The organism is Ralstonia sp. UNC404CL21Col, assembly GCF_000620465.1.
Taxonomy (GTDB): Bacteria; Pseudomonadota; Gammaproteobacteria; order Burkholderiales; family Burkholderiaceae; genus Ralstonia; species Ralstonia flatus.
The window spans coordinates 269,360-292,092 of sequence record NZ_JIBE01000004.1; the positions used below are offsets into that span (position 1 = coordinate 269,360).

17 protein-coding genes are annotated in these 22,733 nt (G+C 66.5%); 10 read left to right on the forward strand and 7 right to left on the reverse strand.

The features are described from left to right. The first annotated feature begins 13 nt into the window (after positions 1–13). The 6 genes from N511_RS0109405 to otsA all read left to right on the forward strand — a co-directional run bounded on the left by N511_RS0109405 (position 14) and on the right by otsA (position 7,892). A complete protein-coding gene (locus N511_RS0109405; RefSeq protein WP_027679066.1) occupies positions 14–2,065 on the forward strand; it encodes an NADPH-dependent 2,4-dienoyl-CoA reductase in 2,052 nt (683 codons plus the stop codon). 263 nt (positions 2,066–2,328) lie between these two features. Further along, positions 2,329–3,921, forward strand: a complete 1,593-nt coding sequence (locus tag N511_RS25575; RefSeq protein ID WP_051530865.1) for a hypothetical protein — start codon at positions 2,329–2,331, stop codon at positions 3,919–3,921. Between the two features lie 12 nt (positions 3,922–3,933). Continuing rightward, positions 3,934–4,815: a hypothetical protein gene (locus N511_RS0109415; RefSeq protein WP_155954036.1), complete on the forward strand. Its 882-nt coding sequence runs from the start codon at positions 3,934–3,936 to the stop codon at positions 4,813–4,815. After that, positions 4,812–5,471, forward strand: a complete 660-nt coding sequence (locus tag N511_RS23920) for a 2OG-Fe(II) oxygenase (protein WP_197032038.1) — start codon at positions 4,812–4,814, stop codon at positions 5,469–5,471. Before N511_RS0109415 ends, N511_RS23920 begins: the two co-directional genes overlap by 4 nt. A 193-nt stretch (positions 5,472–5,664) precedes the next feature. Next, complete coding sequence (gene otsB / locus N511_RS0109425) at positions 5,665–6,465, forward strand: trehalose-phosphatase (RefSeq protein WP_027679068.1); 801 nt, start codon at positions 5,665–5,667, stop codon at positions 6,463–6,465. Continuing rightward, positions 6,462–7,892, forward strand: coding sequence for an alpha,alpha-trehalose-phosphate synthase (UDP-forming) (gene otsA / locus N511_RS0109430; RefSeq protein ID WP_027679069.1), 1,431 nt, complete (start codon positions 6,462–6,464; stop codon positions 7,890–7,892). The genes otsB and otsA overlap by 4 nt, the downstream gene beginning before the upstream one ends. A 1-nt stretch (position 7,893) precedes the next feature. Here otsA and N511_RS0109435 read toward each other — a convergent pair whose 3' ends face one another. The 3 genes from N511_RS0109435 to N511_RS0109445 form a co-directional block, all read right to left on the reverse strand. Next, positions 7,894–8,670, reverse strand: a complete 777-nt coding sequence (locus N511_RS0109435; RefSeq protein WP_027679070.1) for a Mut7-C RNAse domain-containing protein — start codon at positions 8,668–8,670, stop codon at positions 7,894–7,896. 149 nt (positions 8,671–8,819) lie between these two features. Then, complete coding sequence (locus N511_RS0109440; RefSeq protein WP_027679071.1) at positions 8,820–9,149, reverse strand: hypothetical protein; 330 nt, start codon at positions 9,147–9,149, stop codon at positions 8,820–8,822. 97 nt (positions 9,150–9,246) lie between these two features. Then, positions 9,247–10,191, reverse strand: a complete 945-nt coding sequence (locus N511_RS0109445) for a LysR family transcriptional regulator (protein ID WP_027679072.1) — start codon at positions 10,189–10,191, stop codon at positions 9,247–9,249. A gap of 340 nt (positions 10,192–10,531) precedes the next feature. On the opposite strand from N511_RS0109445, the gene N511_RS0109450 reads away from it, so the two are divergent. The 4 genes from N511_RS0109450 to N511_RS0109465 all read left to right on the forward strand — a co-directional run bounded on the left by N511_RS0109450 (position 10,532) and on the right by N511_RS0109465 (position 17,880). Next, positions 10,532–11,623, forward strand: a complete 1,092-nt coding sequence (locus N511_RS0109450) for an alpha/beta hydrolase (RefSeq protein ID WP_027679073.1) — start codon at positions 10,532–10,534, stop codon at positions 11,621–11,623. Positions 11,624–11,739: 116 nt separating this feature from the next. Next, positions 11,740–13,050 (forward strand): efflux RND transporter periplasmic adaptor subunit, encoded by a 1,311-nt coding sequence (locus tag N511_RS0109455; protein WP_027679074.1) that lies wholly within the window; start codon positions 11,740–11,742, stop codon positions 13,048–13,050. Between the two features lie 47 nt (positions 13,051–13,097). Further along, positions 13,098–16,304, forward strand: a complete 3,207-nt coding sequence (locus tag N511_RS0109460) for an efflux RND transporter permease subunit (RefSeq protein ID WP_027679075.1) — start codon at positions 13,098–13,100, stop codon at positions 16,302–16,304. A gap of 25 nt (positions 16,305–16,329) precedes the next feature. Beyond that, on the forward strand, positions 16,330–17,880 hold the full coding sequence (locus N511_RS0109465) for an efflux transporter outer membrane subunit (RefSeq protein WP_269321389.1): 1,551 nt from the start codon (positions 16,330–16,332) through the stop codon (positions 17,878–17,880). 73 nt (positions 17,881–17,953) lie between these two features. On the opposite strand, the gene N511_RS0109470 is transcribed toward N511_RS0109465, so the two are convergent. The 4 genes from N511_RS0109470 to N511_RS23930 all read right to left on the reverse strand — a co-directional run bounded on the left by N511_RS0109470 (position 17,954) and on the right by N511_RS23930 (position 22,729). Then, positions 17,954–18,796, reverse strand: a complete 843-nt coding sequence (locus tag N511_RS0109470; protein WP_051530867.1) for a hypothetical protein — start codon at positions 18,794–18,796, stop codon at positions 17,954–17,956. Next, on the reverse strand, positions 18,793–19,803 hold the full coding sequence (locus N511_RS23925) for a YaiO family outer membrane beta-barrel protein (RefSeq protein WP_231479602.1): 1,011 nt from the start codon (positions 19,801–19,803) through the stop codon (positions 18,793–18,795). The genes N511_RS0109470 and N511_RS23925 overlap by 4 nt, the downstream gene beginning before the upstream one ends. A 92-nt stretch (positions 19,804–19,895) precedes the next feature. Then, positions 19,896–21,746 (reverse strand): polysaccharide deacetylase family protein, encoded by a 1,851-nt coding sequence (locus N511_RS0109480; protein WP_037026569.1) that lies wholly within the window; start codon positions 21,744–21,746, stop codon positions 19,896–19,898. Then, positions 21,743–22,729, reverse strand: a complete 987-nt coding sequence (locus N511_RS23930; protein ID WP_051530869.1) for a hypothetical protein — start codon at positions 22,727–22,729, stop codon at positions 21,743–21,745. Before N511_RS23930 ends, N511_RS0109480 begins: the two co-directional genes overlap by 4 nt. Positions 22,730–22,733 lie beyond the last annotated feature (4 nt).

Below are 22,733 nucleotides of genomic sequence, written 5' to 3' on the forward strand. Positions count from 1 at the left end.
CCCTGCGCCGGACATGCCCGCCTCCACGCCCTCCTCGCCTTACCCCAATCTGCTCAGCCCGCTCGACCTTGGCTTCACCACGCTCAAGAACCGCGTGCTGATGGGGTCGATGCACACCGGGCTGGAAGACGGCAACCACTTCGACCGGCTGGCCGCCTACTTTGCCGAGCGCGCACGCGGCGATGTCGGGCTGATGGTCACGGGCGGATTCGCGCCCAACATTGCCGGTTGGACGAAGCCGTTTGCCGGGCGCCTGGCCACCCATGGCGCAGCGCGTCGCCACCGCACGGTCACCAACGCCGTGCATGAGGAAGACGGCAAGATCGCCCTGCAGATCCTGCATACCGGCCGCTACGGCTACCACCCGCTTGCGGTGGCGCCCACAGCGTTGCGCTCGCCCATCAGCCCGTTCACGCCGCGCGAGTTGTCCGCACGCGGTATCGAGCGCCAGATCCGCGCCTTCGTGCGGTGCGCGCAACTGGCCCGCGAAGCCGGCTACGACGGCGTCGAGATCATGGGTTCCGAGGGCTACTTCATCAACCAGTTTCTCGTCACGCACACCAACAAGCGCACGGACGACTGGGGCGGCAGCTACGCCAACCGCATGCGCCTGCCCGTGGAAATCGTGCAGCGCACGCGCGAGGCAGTCGGCAAGGATTTCATCATCATCTACCGCCTGTCGATGATCGACCTGATCCCGGACGGCAGCTCGTGGGAAGAAGTCGTGCAGCTCGCCAAGGCCGTGGAGCGGGCGGGCGCCACCATCATCAATACGGGCATCGGCTGGCACGAGGCGCGCATCCCGACCATTGCGACGAGCGTGCCGCGCGCAGCGTTTGCGTGGGTCACGAAGAAGATGAAGGGCGAGGTGGGCATTCCGCTCGTAACGTCTAATCGCATCAACACGCCCGAGGTGGCGGAGGCCGTACTGGCTGACGGGTGCGCCGACATGGTGTCGATGGCGCGGCCGCTACTGGCCGATGCCGATTTCGTACGCAAGGCCGCCACGAATCGCGCGCAGGACATCAACACCTGCATCGCTTGCAACCAGGCGTGCCTGGACCACGCGTTCAAGGCCAAGATTGCGAGTTGTCTCGTCAACCCGCGCGCATGCCATGAGACCGAACTCGTCATTCGACCGACGCCCGCCAAGCGCCGCTTTGCGGTGGTGGGCGCCGGTCCTGCGGGGCTGTCCGCGGCGATCACGCTGGCCGAGCGCGGGCACGCCGTGGACCTGTTCGACGCAGCACCGGAACTCGGCGGCCAATTGAACATGGCCAAGACGATCCCGGGCAAGGAAGAATTTCACGAGATGCTGCGCTACTTCACGCGCCGGGTTGAGGCCACCGGCGTGACGCCTCGCCTGGGTGCGCGCGTGGATGCGCAGCAGCTGCTTGCCGCCAGATACGACGAGATCATCATTGCGACGGGCGTGTCGCCGCGCAACCCGAAGATCCCGGGGCAGGACCATCCGAGCGTGCTGTCGTACATCGATGTGCTGCGCCATCGCAAGCCGGTCGGCAAGCGCGTGGCGATTGTCGGTGCGGGCGGCATCGGCTTTGACGTGGCGGAATTCCTCGCGCTCGACGGCCACTCGCCCACGCTCGATCTGCAGACGTGGCGTGCCGAATGGGGCGTGGGTGACCCGACCGAAGTGCGCGGCGGCGTGGATGGCATCCGCCCCGAACCGCAAACACCCGCGCGCGACATCGTCCTGCTGCAGCGGCGCGCCGGCAAACTCGGCGGCGGGCTCGGCAAGACCACCGGCTGGATCCACCGCACCAGCCTGAAGAACCTGGGCGTGCGCATGGTGGGCGGCGTCAACTACGAGCGCATCGGCGACGAAGGCCTGCTCGTGAGCTACGGCGAAAAACGCGAAGCCGCCGAATGGTTGCCGGTCGATTCCATCGTGCTGTGTGCAGGGCAAGAACCGTTGCGCGAACTGGTGGAGCCGCTGCAGGCGGGCGGTGCAAAGGTGCACGTCATCGGCGGCGCAGACGAGGCGCTCGAACTGGATGCCAAACGCGCCATTGACCAGGGCACGCGCCTGGCTGCATCGCTGTAACTGAGGCTTGCCCGCGTAGCGCGTTGCATGAAAAAACTCAGCGTTCGCTTCATGTTTCGCGCTTTCAATGAGAGTTAAAAAAATAGACGCATGAAAGCGCTGTCCTGCGCTTGCTGAAGTGCGTGCCGTGACCTTAGATGCCATTGCGCAAGCCGCTCAACCGGCCATCGGGCCGCGGTAGCACGCAATAGGAAGCGGCACGCCTTGCAGTGGGGTGGGACGGTGCATGGGCACGACCACGGCCATTGCCGGAGGATCGCGCCATGCCCGACCAGCCTTCCAACTCCGGATCATCCGATCTGCTGCGTGCCCTCGGCGCAGACCTGTCGACGCATCCGGGTGTGCTCTCCGAGCGCGAGCGCGAACTGCTCGCCAGCCTCGTCGCACAACTCAAGACGCAGACTACCGACCCGAACGTCGGCAACGCGATTCACACCGCGCTGACGAACACGCTCGGCAAGCGCGCCAGCGATGTGCTCGGGGCGGCCATCGCATCGCATCTGCTGGGCGGTGCGAGCCGCGTGCCGGTACATATCAACCCGGCGGCGGGGCCCGTGATAGCGCATCCGGTCGCACCGGTCGTGTCCGAGCCGGGCATCTTCGGACCGGTCGCACCATCGCCCATTGGGCCTGTCGCGAACGATCCGAGCGGTGGGCCCTGGGTGTGGCCGCCGCTGAATCCGCCGCCCCTTTTTCCGCCATCCATTCCGCCGATCCCACCCAACCCCGGGCCGGGCCCGGTGCCGATCCCCATCCCCATTCCCGTCGATCCGCAACCGGTACCCGTGCCGGGCGTGCCGCCATGGTTTCCGATTCCCGTGCCGCCGTCGCTGCCGCCGGACGACCCGTTCTTCCCGCACGGACCGCAGCCGATCTTCCCGCCGATCCCGCTTGGCGACCCGGGTGTTCCGCCGCCTCCGGAGCCCATCGACCCCGGCGATCCGCAACCGATCGACCCGGGCTGGCCGGGCGATCCGCAGCCGGGTGAGCCGGGCAATCCGGAACCCGTCGATCCTGGCGAGCCGGGCCCTGTCGGTCCTGTCGGCCCCGGCGATCCTGGAGACCCGGGCGGCCCAGGCCCCGTTGGTCCAGGCGAGCCCACCGGCCCGATCAACCCTGGCCCGGTGGATCCGGGTGGCCCCGGGCCGGTCGACCCTGGCAGCCCTGGAGACCCGGGCCCAGTCGATCCCGGCCCGTCAGACCCGGGCGCGCCGGAGCCCGGCCCTTCCGACCCGGAGGGCCGCTGGAACGGCGTGCTGGACCCTGGCGCGCTCGAATCCATCATCGACCAGTTCGCCAGCGTGGCGGTGCTGCAGCAGGTGGCCGGCGTAGTGGCAGCGGCAGGCGCGCGCTTCGAAACGCAGGTCGTCTACACGCGTTCGATCGAAGCCAGCGAAACCCTGGCGCCGGCGCCCGTGCGCATCCAGGTGCTGCGCGACACGCCCCAGGTCGACAAGCTGCTTGTGGGGGCTGTGGAGCGCGCCTTGCCGGGCGCCGCCCGCCGGCTTGCTCCGCGCGCGCGTCAAGTGGGCCGGATCCGTGTTTCCGTGTTGGCGTTGCAGCCGGGCACCAGCACGCGCATCGACCTGGCCAACCAGCCCGCCCATGCCAACGACGTGGTGCTGGTCGCAACGCTGGGCAGCACCGGCACGGCCAATGCATCGCTGCGCATGCTGCGCGGCCCGCTGCGCCTGGCGGGTGTCGACCCGCGCCGTGGGCAGATCGTGGTGCCGCTTTCCACGGGGCGCGCCGTGGTCGTGCCCGCATTGCGCCCGGCGGAAATCGTTGCCCCTGCCGGCGCGCACGCCAGGCCGCTGCTGGTCGCCATCGTGCTGGCCGAGCTGTCCGTCAAGTGAACGGAGGCCAGCGTGATCGCACCCATGCTCGACTATCAGCCGGATGTGCTTGCACCGCGCGCGGCGGTGCAGCGCATCCGGGCGCGGGCCATGTCGGATCAGCCGCTGCATATCAACCCGCGGCTGCGCTTCGGGCAGTCCGAGCAAGGCTGGTTGCTGCATGTTGAAGACCCAGACCGCCGCATCGACCACACCTTCGCCATCAGCCCCAACGCCTGGAGCAGCCTGCGCCGGATGCGCCCCGGCGACATCGCCCCGTCGATGGACCCGTTCATGCAGAACGTGCTCGTCGATGCCGGCGTACTGATATCGGCCGCGCAGGTCGATGCGCCGCACGAGCCGCCGCTCGAAGCTGCGCGGGCGTCGTTCGCGCGCGAAAGCTATGGCGTGGTGACCGATGCCCTGCACCCGTACGAGGTGGCGGCCGTGCGCCGCTATCTTCGCCACGGCGTGCGCACCGGCGCCATCCGGTTTGGCGACCCGCAGGTGCCGCGCCGATACCGCGCGCACAACGACCCGGTGCTGCAGACCCTGCAGACGCGCCTCACGCCGCTCATCTCGCACGTGGTCGGCGTTCCCGTCAAACCGTCTTACGCGTACCTCGCGGCCTATACGCAGGGCGCGGTCCTGCACCGCCACGTCGATCGGCCGCAATGCGAATACAGCCTGACCATCGCCGTCGACTACACGCCCGAACCCACGCTCGAAGCCTCATGGCCGATCCGCCTGGGCCTGCCCGATGCTGAAGTACTCGTCTATCAAAGTCTGGGCGATGCGCTCGTCTACGCCGGTCCGCGTGTGGTGCATTTTCGCGAGGCGCTGCCCGAAGGACACATCTCGACCTCGCTGCTGCTGCACTACGTCAACCTCAACTTCCGTGGGTCGCTCAATTGACGCTCGAACCCCAGCACTTGCCGATGGCATCGCCCGACCTGTTACCGGTGGAGTTGGTCCACCCACCGTGGTGGGCGTCATGCGACGAATTCCTGCCGCCCAACGAACTTGAACTCGTGCGCGGAGCGGCGCTCGCCAACCCGGCGGCATATCGCCCGTCTGCGGTCCTCAACGCGGCAGGCGGTGGTGTCGAGCTGGACATCCGCCGCTCACGCGTGCGCTACGACGAGCCGACCATCGTCGCCCTGTTCGAAGAACGCCTGCTCGCCTATGCCGACAACATTTTCGAGCGCCTGCGCATTGCGCCGTTTCCAGTGCAGCGGCTGGAAGTGCAGCTCACGGTGACTGGCCACGGCGAATTCTTCAAAGTCCACAACGACAACACGCACGCGCAGCTGCGCACGCGCCGCGTCACGTTCATCTACTACTTTCATCGCGAGCCGCGCGCGTTTGAAGGCGGCAACCTGCGCTTGTATGCCTCGCGCACCGATGGCCGGCGGTGGCGCGAAACCGCAGATTTCGTTGACATCGCGCCCGTGCAGAATCGGCTGATCGTGTTCCCGAGCTTCCTCATGCACGAGCTGCGGCCGGTGAGCGTGCCGTCCGGCCGCATGGAGGATGGCCGCTTCACGGTCAACGGCTGGTTTCACAGCTGAGGCGCGATGTGCGCCGATGTGCGCCGATGGCCGGCGACGGTGTGAAGGATTTGCATCCCGCTTCCGTTTTTACAAACACGGCCATTGCCGCGCGTGCCGCAAATGGCGAAATGACAACGTGTGGCGCCGCCGCCCTTTGGCCGGCCCGGTTCTTGCGTGAACAGGCGTATCAAGCACATTCACAAGAACCGGTTTGTCCAAGAACGTCTCTCCTCAGTCTTCTGCCAACGCGGCGCCGCTGCCCCCGCTCGATCTGGGGCAAACTGCCCTCCTGCTCGACTTTGACGGCACGCTGGTCGATATCGCGCCGCAGCCCGATGCGGTGCATGTCTCTGCGCCGCTGCGCGAAACGCTGGCCGCGCTGCATGCCGCCAGCGGGGGCGCGTTGGCGATCATCAGCGGGCGCACGGTGCACGACGTGGAGTCGCGCCTGTCGCTGCCCGGCCTCGTCATCGCCGGTGTGCACGGCGCCGAACGCCGCTATGCAGACGGCGGATTCGTCCGCCTGAGCACCGACGCCGACGCGCTCGCCCGGCTGGAGCGCGAGTTGCGCGCTGAACTCACGCAGTTGTCGACGCAGTTTTCCGGCGTGGTGCTGGAGAGCAAAAGCATTGCATTTGCCCTGCACTACCGCCACGCGCCCGAAGCCGAGAACGCTGTGCTGACGCTGGCTGATCGGCTGGCGCACCGCTATGCCGATCACGTGCGCCTGCAGGCCGGCAAGATGGTGGTCGAACTCAAGCCGCGCGGCGCCAGCAAGGGCGATGTGGTGCACACGCTGATGACCGAGCCGCCGTTCATGGGCCGCACGGTGCTGTTTGCCGGCGACGACCTGACCGATGAAAGTGCCTTCGATGCCGTCAATGCGCTGGATGGCTGGTCGATCAAAGTGGGCGCAGGCCCAAGCCAGGCGCGCTGGCGCGTGCAAGACGCGGCGGCATTGCGGGCCTGGCTGGCAACGCTCACGGCCCCGGCCAAGCGAGGTGCCGCATGAGCCGACTCATTGTGGTTTCCAACCGCGTTGCGCCCGTTGCCGAAGGCCAGGGAACGGCCGGCGGCCTGGCCGTGGGTGTGTTCGATGCGCTGCGCGAAACCGGCGGCATCTGGTTCGGCTGGAGCGGCGAAACCGCGACGACCGTTTCGCACGAACCCAACATCGTCACCAAGGGCAACATCACCTACGCCACCGTCGGCCTGAACCGCAAAGACTACGACCAGTACTACCGTGGCTTTGCCAACGCGACGCTGTGGCCAATCTTCCATTACCGGGTGGATCTGTCGCGCTACGAGCGTCAGGAGTACCACGGCTACCGGCGCGTCAACGCGCAGTTCGCGCATCAGCTCAAGGCGCTGGTGCAGCCCGACGACATTCTCTGGGTACACGACTATCACCTGATCCCGTTCGCCGCCGAGTGCCGCGCGCTGGGGCTGACCAACCGCATCGGGTTCTTCCTGCACATCCCGTTTCCGTCGCCGGAAATCCTGACGACGATTCCGCCGCATGAAGACCTCATGCGTGCGCTGTGTGCATACGACCTGGTCGGCTTCCAGACCGAGACCGATCGCGTCGCTTTCTACGACTACATCGAGCGCGAAGCCCGCGGCTACATCGAACAGAAGGAACAGAACGGCCCCGTGCACGCCTATGGCCACACGCTGCGCGCCGAGGTCTACCCGATCGGCGTGCATCCGGACGAGATCGCCCAGCAGGCGAAGGCGTCGCTGGCGCGGCGCAATCCGTTCATGCGGCATGCGAGTGTGCGCGGCGAGCGCATCGCGCCCCAGGGGCAAGGCCAGGGCCAGCCACCCACGAAACTCATCATGAGCGTGGACCGGCTCGATTATTCGAAGGGCCTGCCGGAACGCTTCCGCGCATTCGAGCAATTGCTGGACGATTTCCCGGACCATCGCCGGCACGTGACCTTCATCCAGATTGCGCCCACGTCGCGCCAGGACGTGCAGAGCTATCAGCAGATCCGGCAACGGCTCGAAGCGGAGTCGGGCCGCATCAACGGCAAGCACTCGGAGCTGGACTGGACGCCCATCCGCTACATCAACAAGCAGTACGAACGGCGGGTGTTGATGGCGCTCTTCCGCAGCGCGCAGATCGGTTATGTCACGCCCCTGCGTGACGGCATGAACCTCGTCGCCAAGGAATACGTGGCCGCGCAAGACCCCGAAGACCCCGGCGTGCTCGTGCTGTCGCGCTTTGCCGGCGCGGCGCGCGAGCTGGATGCCGCGCTCATCGTCAACCCATATGACACGCGCGGCATGGCCGAAGCGCTGAACCGTGCGCTGACGATGCCGCTGGAAGAACGCAAGGCGCGCTATGCCCACATGATGGATCGGCTGCGCGCGGCCAATCTCACCATCTGGCGCGAGCGGTTCGTGGCCGATCTGCGCAACGCGCCGTCGCAATAAGTCAGGCGCCCGCGCTGCCGGTGCGCGGCATCCGGTCGGTGGCCTCCGCTGCATCGGGGGATGCGTCGGCCTCGGGCCACAGCATGTCGGTCAGCACGGCATTCATGCGCGCCCAGTGCGAACCGGGCCAATAGATACGTCGGCAGGCGTCGCACGTGCTGAAGAGCCGCTGGCGCTCGCGCACGCGGGGCGGCACGCTGGCGGACGCCTCTTCCGCGCTCAGCATGCGCAGCGGCACATTGCATTCGAGACAGCGTGAAAACGGCTTCGCCACGTCGGCCAGCCGCAGGCGCGTGACGATCTCGCGCATCTGGGCCTGCGGCTCACGCGCACGGATGAACGCGCCACGCCGAATGCCGCGTCGCTTGAGAAGTTCGCGGTCGCGCGACAGCACGATCCAGTCTTCCTCGTAAGCGAGCGCTTCGATGGCCGCGTCGGCGTAATTGTTGTCGTAGGCGGTATCAAAACCGGCCATGCGCAGCAGGCGCGCCGTGGCGCCGAGGTGCGCGTCGCACAGAAAGTGCAGCGGCGCGGTCGGCAACGAGGGCGCCACCGCGGCCACCGCAACACGGCCCTGGGCCGGGAGCATGGCCTCCAGCGCCATGGGCCGGCCATCCACCAGCACGCGCCCCACCTCGGTATGCGGCACGCCAAGCGCCTCGATGGCGTGCTTGAGCGTGGCGCCCTCTGCCCACGCGCGCGCAACGGGATGCCCGCGCAACGCCAGCGGAAGAAGCGGCGTCAGGTTGGAATCGAACGTGAGGACGACGGTCTGCATGCCTGCCACGATACTCCCAACCCAACATGGGTGCCTTGGCACGTTGGCGCCGCAAGGGTTTTACCAAGCGCCCGAACAATAAAAATGCGGCGTAACCGATGAAGTCACGCCGCAAACAGGGAGGAGGAGAAATTCAGTCGCTGCGCGGTTTATGCGCGCGATGCAGCACCGCCGTTCGGATAGCTCGCATCGCCATTCCACGACAGGTAGCCATACGTGTCAGCCTGGCGATCGGCGCCTTGGCTGTACGGGTCAAAGCGATCGTTCTTCCACGACAGATAACCGTAGGTATCGGCCTGGCGGTCTGCGCCCTGCGTGTACGCGTCGAAGTGGCCAGCCTGCGTTGCGGCCGGCGCATCGAAGTTGGGCTGGATGGAAGCCGTTGCGGGCTGCGACAGCAGCGCGGCGGAAGCCGACACGGTGGCCACCATGGCCAAGAGAGCGCGGCGGGAGAAGGCGGAGAAGAGGCGGGAGTTCATGATCGATTCCTTGTTCGTTTGCGCTCGTTGTTGCGCTTGGAAGGCAGAATAGATCGTTGCTCCCGTCTGATAAATGCGACTTTGCAGAAATAACTGTTCAGGCGGCGCTAACAATCTGCAGCCGTGGATTTTCCTTGAGCTGCAGGCACGGGTGGTCGGAAAACAGCGTCGCCACCCAGTCCACAAACACCCGCACCTTGGGCGACAGGTGCCGGTTGTGCGGATACACCACCGAGATGGGCAACGGCTCGGAGATATAGTCCGGCAGCACCTCCACCAGCGCGCCCGACACCAGGTGCTCGTACACCAGGAAGCGCGAGGTCTGCAGCAGCCCCAGGCCATGCAGCGCGCACGCCACTGCCGATTCGGCATCGTTGACGGACACCATGCTGCGCACCTTGTGGATCTGCTTCTGCCCGTCGATCACGAAATCCCAGTCCATGCGGCGGCCGTTGCGCGCAGAGAAGTAATTCACCGCCGTGTGGTCCTGCAGGTCTTCCAGCGTCTGGGGCGTGCCGCAACGGGCCAGGTATTCCGGCGACGCGCAATTGACCATCGACAGCTGGCCGATGCGGCGCGCGACCAGGCTGGAATCCTGCAACTCGCCACCGCGCACGGCGCAATCCACGCCCTCCTGCACGAGGTCGACCGTGCGATCGCTCATGCCGATCTCCAGCTGAAGATCGGGGTACGCCGCGTGAAAATCGCGAATGCGCGGCACGAGCAACCGTTTGCCAATCGACGCAGGAACATCGATGCGCAACGTGCCGCGCGCTCCCGACGCGCTTTGCGAAAACGCAGCCTCGGTTTCTTCCAGATCGCCGAGCAGACGCACACAGCGCTCGTAGTACGCAGCGCCATCGGCCGTGACATTCACGCGGCGCGTGGTCCGGTGCAACAGGCGCACGCCGAGATGCGCCTCAAGGCTTTGCACCAGGTTCGTCACCGTGGCGCGGGGTAACTGAAGGCTGTCGGCAGCCTTGGTGAAGCTGCTGGCTTCCACGACACGCGTGAAAACCTGCATGGCCTGCAAGCGATCCATCTGCGGCTCCTTAGGGACGGACTCCACGGGGCGGGCGCACTGCCCGAATCAAAACGGGCAATGCGCCGGACCTGTGGAATCAAGGGGTCTGCTCATGCTCGAGAACACGCATGCATTCTGAGCATGAGGCGCGATCAGGATGGCGGCGACTACGGGTTTTCGCAGTGCAACAAGATCGGCCTCGAGCTAGGACACTTTGTAGCACAACCGTAAATATTGATTGTTCGGCTGCAACTAATAGTGATGTCTGATTATAGGCATTTATCTGCGTTCGTCTAATCACCATCATTCAGCCCATCGATATCCGGGTTATCCGCAAAGGTAAGCCCCGCCTGACATCATGGGTTCTTCTCCACCGCGCCTCGTTGTTTCGGATCGATCGCTGACCAGCGATGCGGCCCCGGCCGCTGTTCGTCCAGCGCGACCGTACGCAACGCCCGCCACCAAGAATGTTGCACTGAATAACAATTTGCGCGGCGCAGCATCGACGCTGCCTGAGCAAGCTTCTGCGTCGGGTGAAACAGCTGGCGCGGCGCCGCTGCCGCGCGAGGTCACGGCCGAAGATTATTGGACCCAGGGCTACGCCAGCCGCATCCGCCTGCGGGTGTTCCGCCCCGAAATGCATGCCGACGATGCCGCCGCGCCGCTGCGCCGCCCCGGCGTGCTGTACCTGCACGGCGGTGGTTTCGTGCGCGGCTCGATCGACGATGCCGATGCGCCGGCGCGCCACCTGGCCGCCACATTGCCGGCCGTGGTCGTCACGGTCGGCTATTCGCTGGCGCCCGCCGCGCCGTTTCCCGCTGCACCGGAAGATGTGTATGCCGCGCTGTGCTGCATGGCCGACCATGCCGCCGCATGGGGTATTGATCGTCGCCGCATCGCGGTGGCCGGGCATGACGCCGGCGGCAACCTGTCTGCGGCGCTGTCGATGATTGCGCGCGACCGCGGCGGCCCGCACCTGCGTGCACAGGTCCTGATCGCGCCGATGCTCGACCCGACCATGGCCCGCGTGCGCCCCGACCACCTGGCCAACGCCGACAACTCCGCCGAAGTCTGCGCCGATTGCTATCGCCAGTACCTGCCCCGCCCGACCGAACGTGTGCACCCCTACGCCGCACCGGTGGAATCGCGCCGCCTGCAGGGCCTGCCCCCCGCCCTGCTGCTCACCGCGCCGCAAGACCTGCTGCGCACCGAAGCCGAGCGGTATGCCGCGTGCCTGATCGAGGCGGGCGTGGTCACGCAGGTCGTGCGCGTGAACGAAGCGTGCCATGACTCGATCGCCATGAGCGCCGTGGCGCAAGACGAGATGACGTGCTTCCTGCGCTGGCACCTGGGCATGACGCGGCAGGAAGCAGCCCCCCGCAAACGCCGTCCACGTGCGGACCGCAAGGACCGCACCTCCATAGACCCGACCGGGGAGACGCCTGGCTGAACCCATACAACAAGAAACGGAGTGCGAGGCCGCCCGCGTATTTCTACGCTGCGGCCAACGCGCTTTTATCCAGTCTTTTTTCTCTTTGCTTACCCAACAAAATCGAGAGAGTCATCATGAGCCTGTCCAAACGCACACTCGCCATTTCGGTTGCCGCCGTGCTCGGCGTTGCAGCTGTGGGCACCTACGGTCTGGTCTCCAGTGCCGGCGCTTCGCAGCAGCCGGCCGCCGCGCCTGCCGCCACGCCGGTGGATGTGGCGCCGGTGCTAGCCAAGAACGTTTCCGAGTGGGATGAGTTTTCCGGCCGCATCGAAGCCGTTCAACGCGTTGAAGTCCGCCCGCTGGTGAGCGGCACCGTCACTGCCGTCCACTTCAAGGACGGCTCCATCGTCAAGAAGGGCGACGCGCTGTTCACCATCGACCCGCGCCCGTACGCGGCCGAAGTGGCCCGCACGCAAGCCGCGCTGACGGCCGCCAAATCGCGCGTGGCCTACACCACGTCGGAGCTGGACCGTGCGCAGAAGCTGGTGGCCGACAACGCCATCGCGCGCCGCGAGTTCGAAGAGAAGGAAAACGCCGCGCGCGAGGCCCAAGCCAACCTGCAAGGCGCCGCCGCCGCGCTGGAAGCCGCCAAGCTGAACCTGGAGTACACGCACATCGTGGCGCCGGTCGCGGGCCGCGTGTCGCGCGCAGAAATCACCGTCGGCAACGTCGTCTCTGCCGGGGGCGCTGCGCCGGTGCTGACCACGCTGGTGTCGGTCTCACCGATGTACGTGGCGTTCGATGCGGATGAACAAAGCTACCTGCGTTACTCCGAGAAGGCCGCCCAGGGCGCCAAGACCCCGGTCTACATCGGGCTGGCCAATGAAGACGGCTACACGCGCGAAGGCGTGATCCAGTCGGTCGACAACCGGCTGGATGTGCGCTCGGGCACGATCCGCGTGCGCGCCACGCTGGACAACGCCGACGGCCGCCTCACGCCGGGCCTGTACGCCCGCGTGCGCATGAGCACCGGCGCGCCGCACGACGCCATCCTCATCAGCGACAAGGCCATCGGTACCGACCAGGACAAGAAGTTCGTCCTGGTGGTGGATGCGGCCAACAAGACGAGCTATCGCCCCGTCGTGCTGGGCGCCTCCATCGACGGCCTGCGCGTGGTCAAGTCGGGCCTGAAGGCCGGCGAGCGCATCGTCGTGAACGGCATCCAGCGCGTGCGCCCGGGCGACGCCGTGGCACCCAACACGGTGACCATGGATAGCCTCGTCACCAAGCGCGTGGTGTTGCCGGGTGCACAGCCGGAAGCCCCGGCCGCACCCGCCGAAGCCAAAGCCGACACATCCGCTGCACCCGCCGCCAAGGCCGAAACCAAGCCCGCGAACGCCAAGACCGCAGCCAACGCACAACGCCTTCCGGCCGACCGCGCCTGATGGCCCCGATTGCGCTCAATCGCGACTGAACCTCATCGCTCACAGCCATGAACTTCTCTAAATTTTTCGTGGACCGCCCGATCTTTGCGGGCGTGCTTTCCACGCTGATCCTGCTGATCGGGATCATCTCGATCTGGCGATTGCCGATCTCGGAGTACCCCGAGGTCGTGCCGCCTTCGGTGGTGGTGCGCGCGCAATTCCCGGGCGCCAACCCGAAGGTGATTGCCGAGACCGTCGCCTCGCCGCTCGAAGAACAGATCAACGGCGTCGAGAACATGCTGTACATGCAGTCGCAGGCCAACAGCGACGGCAACATGACCACGACGGTCACCTTCAAGCTGGGCACCGACCCCGACAAGGCGCAGCAGCTCGTGCAGAACCGCGTGTCGCAGGCGCTGCCGCGTCTGCCCGACGTGGTGCAGCGCCTGGGCGTGACGACCATCAAAAGCAGCCCCGACCTGACGATGGTGGTGCACTTGCTGTCGCCCAACGATCGCTACGACATGACGTACCTGCGCAACTACGCGGTGCTGAACGTCAAGGACCGACTTGCGCGGATCAGCGGCGTGGGCCAGGTGCAGCTGTTCGGCTCGGGTGACTACTCGATGCGCGTGTGGCTCGACCCGAACAAGGTGGCCGAGCGTGGCCTCACGGCCAACGAAGTCGTCAAGGCCATCCGCGACCAGAACGTACAGGTGGCCGCAGGCGTGATCGGCGGCTCGCCGTCGGTGCCGGGCACGGACCTGCAACTGTCCGTCAACGCACAGGGCCGCTTGAAGACCGAGCAGGAATTCGGCGACATCATCCTCAAGAGTTCGCCCAACGGCGCTGTCACCTACCTGCGTGACGTGGCCCGCATCGAGCTGGCCGCGTCGGAATACGGCCTGCGCTCGCTGCTGGACAACAAGCAGGCGGTGGCCATTCCGATCTTCCAGGCGCCGGGTTCCAACGCGCTGCAGATTTCGGATGACGTGCGCAAGACGATGGCCGAGCTGAAGGAAGACTTTCCCGAAGGCGTCGACTACCGCATCGTCTATGACCCGACGCAGTTCGTCCGCTCCAGTATCGAAGCGGTCACGCACACGCTGCTGGAAGCGGTGGCGCTTGTGGTGCTCGTGGTGATCCTGTTCCTGCAGACGTGGCGTGCGTCGATCATTCCGCTGCTGGCGGTGCCGGTGTCGATCATCGGTACGTTTGGCCTGATGCTGATGTTCGGCTTCTCGATCAACGCGCTGTCGCTGTTCGGGCTGGTGCTGGCGATCGGGATCGTGGTGGACGATGCCATCGTGGTGGTGGAAAACGTCGAGCGGAACATCGCCGAAGGCTTATCGCCACGCGAGGCCACGTACAAGGCCATGCGCGAAGTGAGCGGCCCGATCATCGCCATTGCCCTGACGCTGATTGCCGTGTTCGTGCCGCTGGCCTTCATGACGGGCCTGACCGGTCAGTTCTACAAGCAGTTCGCGCTGACGATCTCCATCTCGACCGTCATCTCGGCCTTCAACTCGCTCACGCTGTCGCCAGCGCTGGCCGCCCTGCTGCTCAAGAGCCACGACGCGCCGAAGGATTGGCTGGCGCGTGCGATGGACAAGGGCCTCGGCTGGATCTTCCGTCCGTTCAACCGCGTGTTTGGCGCCGCATCGGAGTCGTATGGCCGCAGCACGTCGCGCGTGATCGGCCGCAAGGCCGTCATGCTGGGCATCTACCTGGCGCTGATCGGTGCGACCGCGCTGCTGTTCAACAAGGTGCCGGGCGGCTTCGTGCCGATGCAGGACAAGCAATACCTCGTGAGCTTCGCGCAGCTGCCGGACGGTGCCTCGCTTGACCGCACGGAAGACGTGATCCGCCGCATGTCCGACATCGCCCTGAAGCACCCGGGCGTGGAAAGCGCCGTGGCGTTCCCGGGCCTGTCGATCAACGGCTTCACCAACAGCCCGAGCGCCGGCATCGTGTTCGTCACACTCAAGCCGTTTGACCAGCGCAAGAGTGCCAACCTGTCGGGCGGCGCCATCGCCGGGCAACTGAACCAGCAGTACGGTGCGATCAAGGACGCCTTCATTGCCGTCTTCCCGCCGCCGCCGGTGCAGGGCCTGGGTACGGTGGGCGGCTTCAAGATGCAGATCGAAGACCGGGGTTCGGTCGGCTACGAACAGCTCTTTGCCGCCACGCAAGCCTTCATGGCGAAGGCACGCCAGACGCCTGAGCTGGGCCCGTCGTTCTCGAGCTACCAGATCAACGTGCCGCAGCTGAATGCCGACCTGGACCGCGTGAAGGCCAAGCAGCTGGGCGTGCCGGTCACGGACGTGTTCGACACCATGCAGGTGTATCTGGGCTCGCTGTACGTGAACGACTTCAACCGCTTCGGCCGGACGTACCAAGTGAAGGTGCAGGCAGACGCGCCGTTCCGCGCCCATGCAGAAGACATCCTGCAGCTGAAGACGCGCAACACCGCCGGCGAGATGGTCCCGCTGTCATCGCTGCTGCGTGTGTCGCAAGGCTTCGGGCCGGACATGGTCGTGCGCTACAACGGCTACACCGCTGCCGACATCAACGGCGGCCCGGCCCCGGGCTTCTCGTCGGGCCAGGCGCAGGCGGCTGTGGAGCGCATCGCGCATGAAACGCTGCCCAAGGGCGTGCGCTTCGAGTGGACGGACCTGACGTATCAGCAGATCCTGGCGGGCAATTCGGCCGTGTGGATCTTCCCGATCTGCGTGCTGCTGGTGTTCCTGGTGCTGGCCGCACAGTACGAAAGCCTGACGCTGCCGCTGGCCGTGATCCTGATCGTGCCGATGAGCCTGTTCGCCGCCATGCTGGGCGTGTGGGTCTCGCATGGAGACAACAACATCTTCACGCAGATCGGTCTGGTGGTGCTGGTGGGGCTGGCGTGTAAGAACGCCATCCTGATCGTGGAGTTTGCGCGCGAGCTGGAGCTGCAAGGCCGCACCATCGTGGAAGCCGCCATCGAGGCTTGCCGCCTGCGTCTGCGCCCGATCCTGATGACGTCGATCGCTTTCATCATGGGCGTGGTGCCCCTGGTGGTGTCGACCGGCGCCGGCGCGGAAATGCGTCATGCCATGGGCGTGGCCGTGTTCGCGGGGATGCTGGGCGTGACCCTGTTCGGCCTGTTCCTCACGCCGGTGTTCTACGTGCTGCTGCGCACGCTGGCGGCTCGCCGCGGCCAGCGCTCGGAAGACGCACCCGATCGTGATCTGGACCTGGACGGCGCGCTGCCCGTGCCGTCGACCCAGCACTAAGGTCAACACTCATCAAGACATCGTTATGAACGCGTCGACACAACAACAAACAGGTCCGGCCATGCGCGCGGGCCGCTGGACTCCGCTGGCGCTGGCCGCCGCGCTGTTCCTCGCGGCCTGCTCGCTCGCCCCGACCTACGAGAAGCCGGACGTTGGCACGCCCAACGCCTTCAAGGAAGCAGCGCAGCCAGCGCAGGCGACCGATGCACCGCTGGCGGCAAACGAGCAAGGCAAGTGGAAGACCGCCGAGCCCGCCCTGCCCGCCGACGGCGCGTGGTGGAAGATCTTCAACGACCCGACGCTCGACAAGCTCGAAGCGCAGGCCGCTGAAGCCAGCCCCACGCTGGCTGCCGCCGCCGCCCGCGTGACGCAGGCGCGCGCCTTCGTGCAGGCCAACCGTGCATCGCTGTTCCCGGAACTGGACGTGGGCTTCGGCCCGACGCGTCAGCGGGCTTCGGCGGCATCGGCGGGCCTGCCGGTCGGCGCGCCCGTGCAGCCGCAGACGTACTGGCGCGCGCAGTCCACCGTGGCGTATGAGGTTGACCTGTTCGGCCGCGTGCGCAACAACATCGATGCCGCCGGTGCCGACGCCGAGCGCGTCGAAGCGCTGTACCGTGCCGCCCGCCTCTCATTGCAGGCCGACGTGGCGCAGACGTACTTCAGCCTGCGCACGCTGGATGCGGAGGAGGCTTTGCTGTCCCGCACGCTGGTCGGCCGTGAAGAAGCGCTCAAGCTCGTGCAGCGCCGCTTCAACACCGGCGACATCGGCGAGCTGGACGTTGCCCGCGCCGATGCCGAACTGGCCACGGCACGCTCCGACCGCATCGGCGTACAGCGCCGTCGCGCGGTGCTGGAGCACGCCCTGGCGACGCTGCTGGGCAAGGCACCGGCCGATTTCAACATGGACGCACAACCGCTCACCACGCTGGATGTGCGTGTGCCGGCGGGCCTGCCCTCCGCCCTGCTGGAGCGCCGCCCCGATGTGGCTGCTGCAGAACGCTCGATGGCTGCGGCCAACGCACGGATCGGCGTGGCACGCGCGGCATTCTTCCCGCAGCTGCAGCTGACGGGCGGCTTCGGCTACGAGTCGCACGACATTGGCGACCTGCTCAAGTGGGGCAGCCGCACGTGGATTCTCGGGCCGCTGGTGGGCACTGCGCTGTCGCTGCCGATCTTCGACGGTGGCGCCCGCAGCGCTGGCGTGAAGCAGGCGCGCGCCGCGTATGAAGAGAACGTTGCCAACTACCGCGAAAGCGTGCTCGTCGCCTTCCGCGAGGTGGAAGACAACCTCTCGGAACTGCGCCTGCTGGCCGATCAGGCCAAGGCACAGGACGACGCCGTGCGCGCTTCCACGCGTGCCGCGCAGCTGTCCCGCACGCGCTACAACGCGGGCTCGGTCAACTACCTGGACGTCATCGATGCCGAGCGCAACATGCTGTCCGCCGAACGCATCGGCGTGCAACTGGCCGGCAGCCGCGTGAACTCCACGGTGGGGCTCATCAAGGCGCTGGGCGGTGGCTGGGGTGATCTGCCGCCGGCCAACGCGGCCCAGCCTGCAACGGTGGCGCAACAGTAACCAGGCATTGCTCCCTCTCTCTCTCTGGAAAGCGAGATCTGCGCGGCTTCGGCCGCGTTTTTTTTGCTTCCGTTCAGCGCAATTTTCCAGTCCCGCGCGCGTTCCAGCTCATGGCCCACGCATAGAAGCCGACCAGCGTGCCGAACTGCAGGAACACCGCCCACAGCAGAAAGATCTGCGGGTACCACAGCATCGACCCTTTGAGCAGCACCACCGATGCGAGCGTGTACTGAAACGGAATGAACACCGTGAGATACGCCATGCCCATGACGGACAGCACCAGCTTGCGGATCAGGCCGAAGTCCAGCACGTTGTAGATCAGCGCATAAAGCCATGGCGTGATCAGCACCACCACGACCGACGCCTGCGTGAGCGAGCCGATCGAGCCGCCGCCGTCATACGGAAAGCTGGCGGGCCACATGAAGAAGTAGAACTGGGCGCTCGCCTGCACCACGCCAATAAAACGCAGCCAGTACGCCAGCGGCAACGCGCGGCCGCCGATGAAACGTGTGCCGAACAGTAACGCGAGCGTGACGATCATCCCCACCAGCCATTGCACGGCGGTGGGCAATGCGGCGTCGCTGTGCGGATACGGAATCGCACCGAAGCCCGGCACGAGTGCCTTCACGGCCGCCAGCCGCACCTGCCCCTCAAGGGCGACGCTCCAGAAACTGATGATGCGTTCCCACAGCCTGGCAATGGTCGGCCACAGCGCGCAGTAGCCTGCGGTGAGCGCCAGCGGAATGCCGAGCACATCGATCCAGCGCGAGAGCGGAAACGACAGGCGCCGCATCGCGCGGTGCATGACGATGCGATCGCCGCGATAGCCGATCACCCGCTTGGGCTCATGCCCGCGCAGCCGGCGCTTGGTGGGCAGGTCGTCGGTGGGCCCTGCATCGACGGGCTTGGCGTTCATCGGAAGCTCCAGCGGAAGCCGATTTCACCGTAGGTGCGGTTGTAGAAGGGGTTGTGGTAGTACTGCGCGCCGATGATGAGCAGCAGGTCACGCGCGACACGCTCGCGCCACTGGATGGCGTAGCTCATGCTGTTGTAGTCCGCGCGCTCGGTGCCGGTGGTCAGCACCTGGTAGGCCTCGCGGGCGTGTTCCACGCGCAGGACGAGCGCGCGCTTTTCGTCGTTGCCGATCGTGGCCGCAATGTACTGGCTCGGGCCGAACACCATGCCCGGATTGGCCCGGTTGAAACGCAGGCCGCCCTCCAGCACCACCGACGGGAAATACGCCAGCGTGCTGAGCACCAGCCCCTGGTCATTGCGCACGCTGTCCTGGCCCTGCGCGTAGTAGGCGCCGATGCCCGCCACGAAACGGCGGTCGGGGCCGAACTTGCGATAGCCCGCCACATCCACACGCCACTTCGAGAAGAGCTCGCTGTTGCCCGTGCCCGCGCCAACGAGGACGTAGTAATCCTCCGACAGATCCCGCGTAAGCGAGAGCGCGCCGTACTGGCCCGCAAAGCCAAAGCGGCTCTGCCGGTCCAGCTCGGCCTGCCAGATGCCGTACGAGGTGACCATCATGCCGCGCAGGGCCACGGCGGTGGCACCGCCAAAGCCGTCGCTCATATGGCCGGTGTCGAGCACGGCCTCGATGGCGGCGCGCTCCGGGGCGTAGGGTTCAGGCAGCGGCTCTGGCACGGTGGGCGCGGTGGCACCGGGCGTCGGCACGGGCGTTGCGGCCAACGCCGTTGCGTCTGCCGGCGGCGCGGCGCCTTCCGGTGCGGCCGGTTGCTCTGGGTCCGTTGCGGCCTCTTGCGGTGGTGCCGGCTCGGCCGGTTGCATCGCTTCGGCCGCCTGTGTCGGTTGCGCGTCTTCGGCGGGCTTGGCCGCTGCGACCTGTGCCCATGCCGTGGGCGCTGTCATGCCGCAGATGGCAGCCGCCACCATCCACGCAATTGGAGTTCGATCCACGCTGTATTTCCCCGTCTGTTGTCGATGCGGGCGCCGGCCTTTTTTTTGTGCGTGGCGGCGGCCCTCTCTGCTTGTCGTCTTGTGTCTTGTGCTCAGGTGCCGGTCTTCAGCTTGGCTGCAATCGTCAGCTTGCTGCCTGCGCCCGCCACCACGCGCCAGTTGTTGCCTTCCCGAACCACGCTGGCCTGGCCCGCTTCGACGCGCGGCTCGGCATAACGGTCGGCTGCAAACAGCCACGTCAGCTCGTTCAGGGTGTCCGGGTTCTCTGCCGTCACACGCACGTCCCCGCGCTCGGATGTGGTCTGCCACACGGTCTTCTCGCGGCGCTCGGCAAAGTCGGCCATCTGCGTGATGGTGTGCCAGCGGAAGCGCTTGCGCGCCTCTTGCGCATCGGCGGCTTCCATCAGGGCGTCAATGGCGTGCAGGTAGCGCACCGCACCCGGCGGGTGGAAGTAGATCAGGCGGATCTCTCCGGAGTCGGTGGTGAACTTCACCAGCGACGTCAGCCACGCCGCAATCTCCGCTTCCGGAATGTGCGCCATGTCGGCTTCTTCAATGGTCGCGTACTGCCCGTACGTCTGCACCGGGAACGACCAGATGTGCTCGTCGCGCCGGCCGTTGCGATACGTGCGCGTCGGGCCCTGGCCGATGTTGCCGGTGAAGTAGTAACCCTTGACGTTGTGCTCGTCCAGCCAGCGCGTCGCCCACTCGGGCTGGTTGCCGGTGGGCGCGGAATACTCGGTCTGCGGCTTGCCGGTCAGTGCCTCGATGGCGTCTGCGTTCTTCTGCAGATAGGTCTCCATGGTGGCCTGGTTGTCTTCCGTCACGTTCAGGCCGAACCAGTCGTGAATCCAGCCGCCGTGGCTGCCCACCTCGTGCCCTTGCTTCATCAGGCCGTGCACGACCTCCGCAAACGCGGGGTTGTGGGCCAGGTTCACGCCCAGCCCGTCGCCAAACTGGCGCTGGTCGGGACCGGCAGTGATATGGAAGCTGAACGGGCCGCGCTTGAAGACGCCGTCTTCGATCAGCTTGTCGGTGGCGTCAATACAGATGCGCGCATCGCAGTGCCAGTTCAGCACCAGGCCGCCCACGCCCTGCGGCGCCGGCGACAGCCGCGGCTGCTCCAATACGTGGCTGGCAAAGTAGCTCAGGAAGCCGTGCATCAGCACGCCGTCGGTGCGCAGCTTCAGATACGTCAGGGGCAGGTTGACGAACAGCACGTGGCCTTTGCCCACGGTGCGCTCGCCCGCGATGATCGAGTTGTCTTCCGAGCGCAGCAGCACCTTGCCGGCGTAGTCGCCGTGGGTGCGCAGGGTCGGGTACTGCAGCATGTCCTGCCCGTAGCCCGACAGCACGGCGCGCCCATTCGACACGATCCAGCGCCCCGGCGGAATATGCAGATCGACCATCGCATCGGGCTGGCCGTAGACGGTTGCCTGGCTGGCCATCTTTTCGCGCAGCGTGGAATAGAAACCGTATTGCACGCCGGCCAGCGTCGACAGGCGCGAGGCGCCGTCCTCGTAGAAGCCCTTCTCGTTGAGGATGCCGGCGTCGTACACCTGCATCAGCGCGCCGCCGTCCTGCACGAACTGGCCGATCTGGTTGACGAGCGCGGTCGTCATCGAACGGTGCACGGTGTCCGGCAGGATCACGCCGGCAAACACGCGCTCCCCATTCAACCCGTGGCGCACGAAATCCGATGCCGACATGGTGCGCAGGCGCACGCCCTCTTCCAGCGCCGCGTCTTCCCAGGCCTGCACGTAGATGCGGTTGTCTTGCCCGAGGTTGTCGGGCACCACCAGCACGATGTCGTCGGTCTGCGGGCGGCCCGGGCCGGCACTGAGGTTGCGCGCCAGCAGCAGCGCACAGGCAGCAAAGGCGATCAGGATCAGCAGACTGGTCAGGTGCTTGCGCCAGTCGATGCGCTTGGAAGGTGTGCTCATTGGGAAACAGCCAGTGCATGCGAGAGCCCGATCAGCGCGCCCTCTTCCATCAAGTTCCAGCGGCCGGCTGCGCGCCATTGCGGCGCGGCCTGCAGCCACTTCTGCGCGGTCAGCGCATCGCCCAGCGTGTAGGCGGCCCAGGCGATCAGGCCCCAGGGGAACGGGTCCGCCTTGCCCGACAGCCACGTCTGCCCATGGCGGAACATCCACACCGCCCACTTGCGCCGGGCGGCGGAGCCGGTCTCCAGGTCATGCACCCACGGATACACCGGCGCAACCGCCGTCGGGTAGAAGCCGTACGGCGTGGGCGGCAGGCTCACGCGTGCAGGATCGAGCGCGCCATTCAGTTGGTAACCGTAGGCATGGGCGAGGCCGTCCATCATCTGCTTGTGCGACGGCAGCGCGGCCAGTTCCAGCGTGTAGTGCAACGCGGCCTTGGGGTCGGCACGCAGGCGCTTGAGCGCGCCGGCCACTTCCACGTTGTCGGCAAAGTAGGCTTCGGGCCGATCGGCAAACGCCTGGAACGTGGTGCGCTTCGGGTCCCACAGCGTGGCGAGGTGCGCTAGCGACAGGCTGCAGCTGGCCAGCAGTTGCGGCGGGCCGTGCAGGATCTCGTTGACGAGCAGGCACCAGAACACGGCCTGCGAGTCATCCGCATCGGCGTGGCCGCATGCTCGCCACCCGTCCGTGCCGCTGCGGCAAATGCGCGGGAACGTGCCATTGGCCTGTTGATACGGCAGCAGCCAATTGGCGAGCCCCACCGCCGGCGCCTGCACGTCGACACCGAGGCGGTGGGCGACCAGCAGGGCCTCGATCGCAACGTAGGGCTCCACGTAATCGCCTTGGGCGAAGACGGTCATGGCGCCGTCGGGCGTGGTGAAGTCTTCAAACATCGTGGCACCGTGCACAGCGACAGTCGACAGGGCAAGCCCGGCCAGCACCGCGCCACAGCGGCGAACGCAAGCGCGCCAGAACGTGATCATGCGT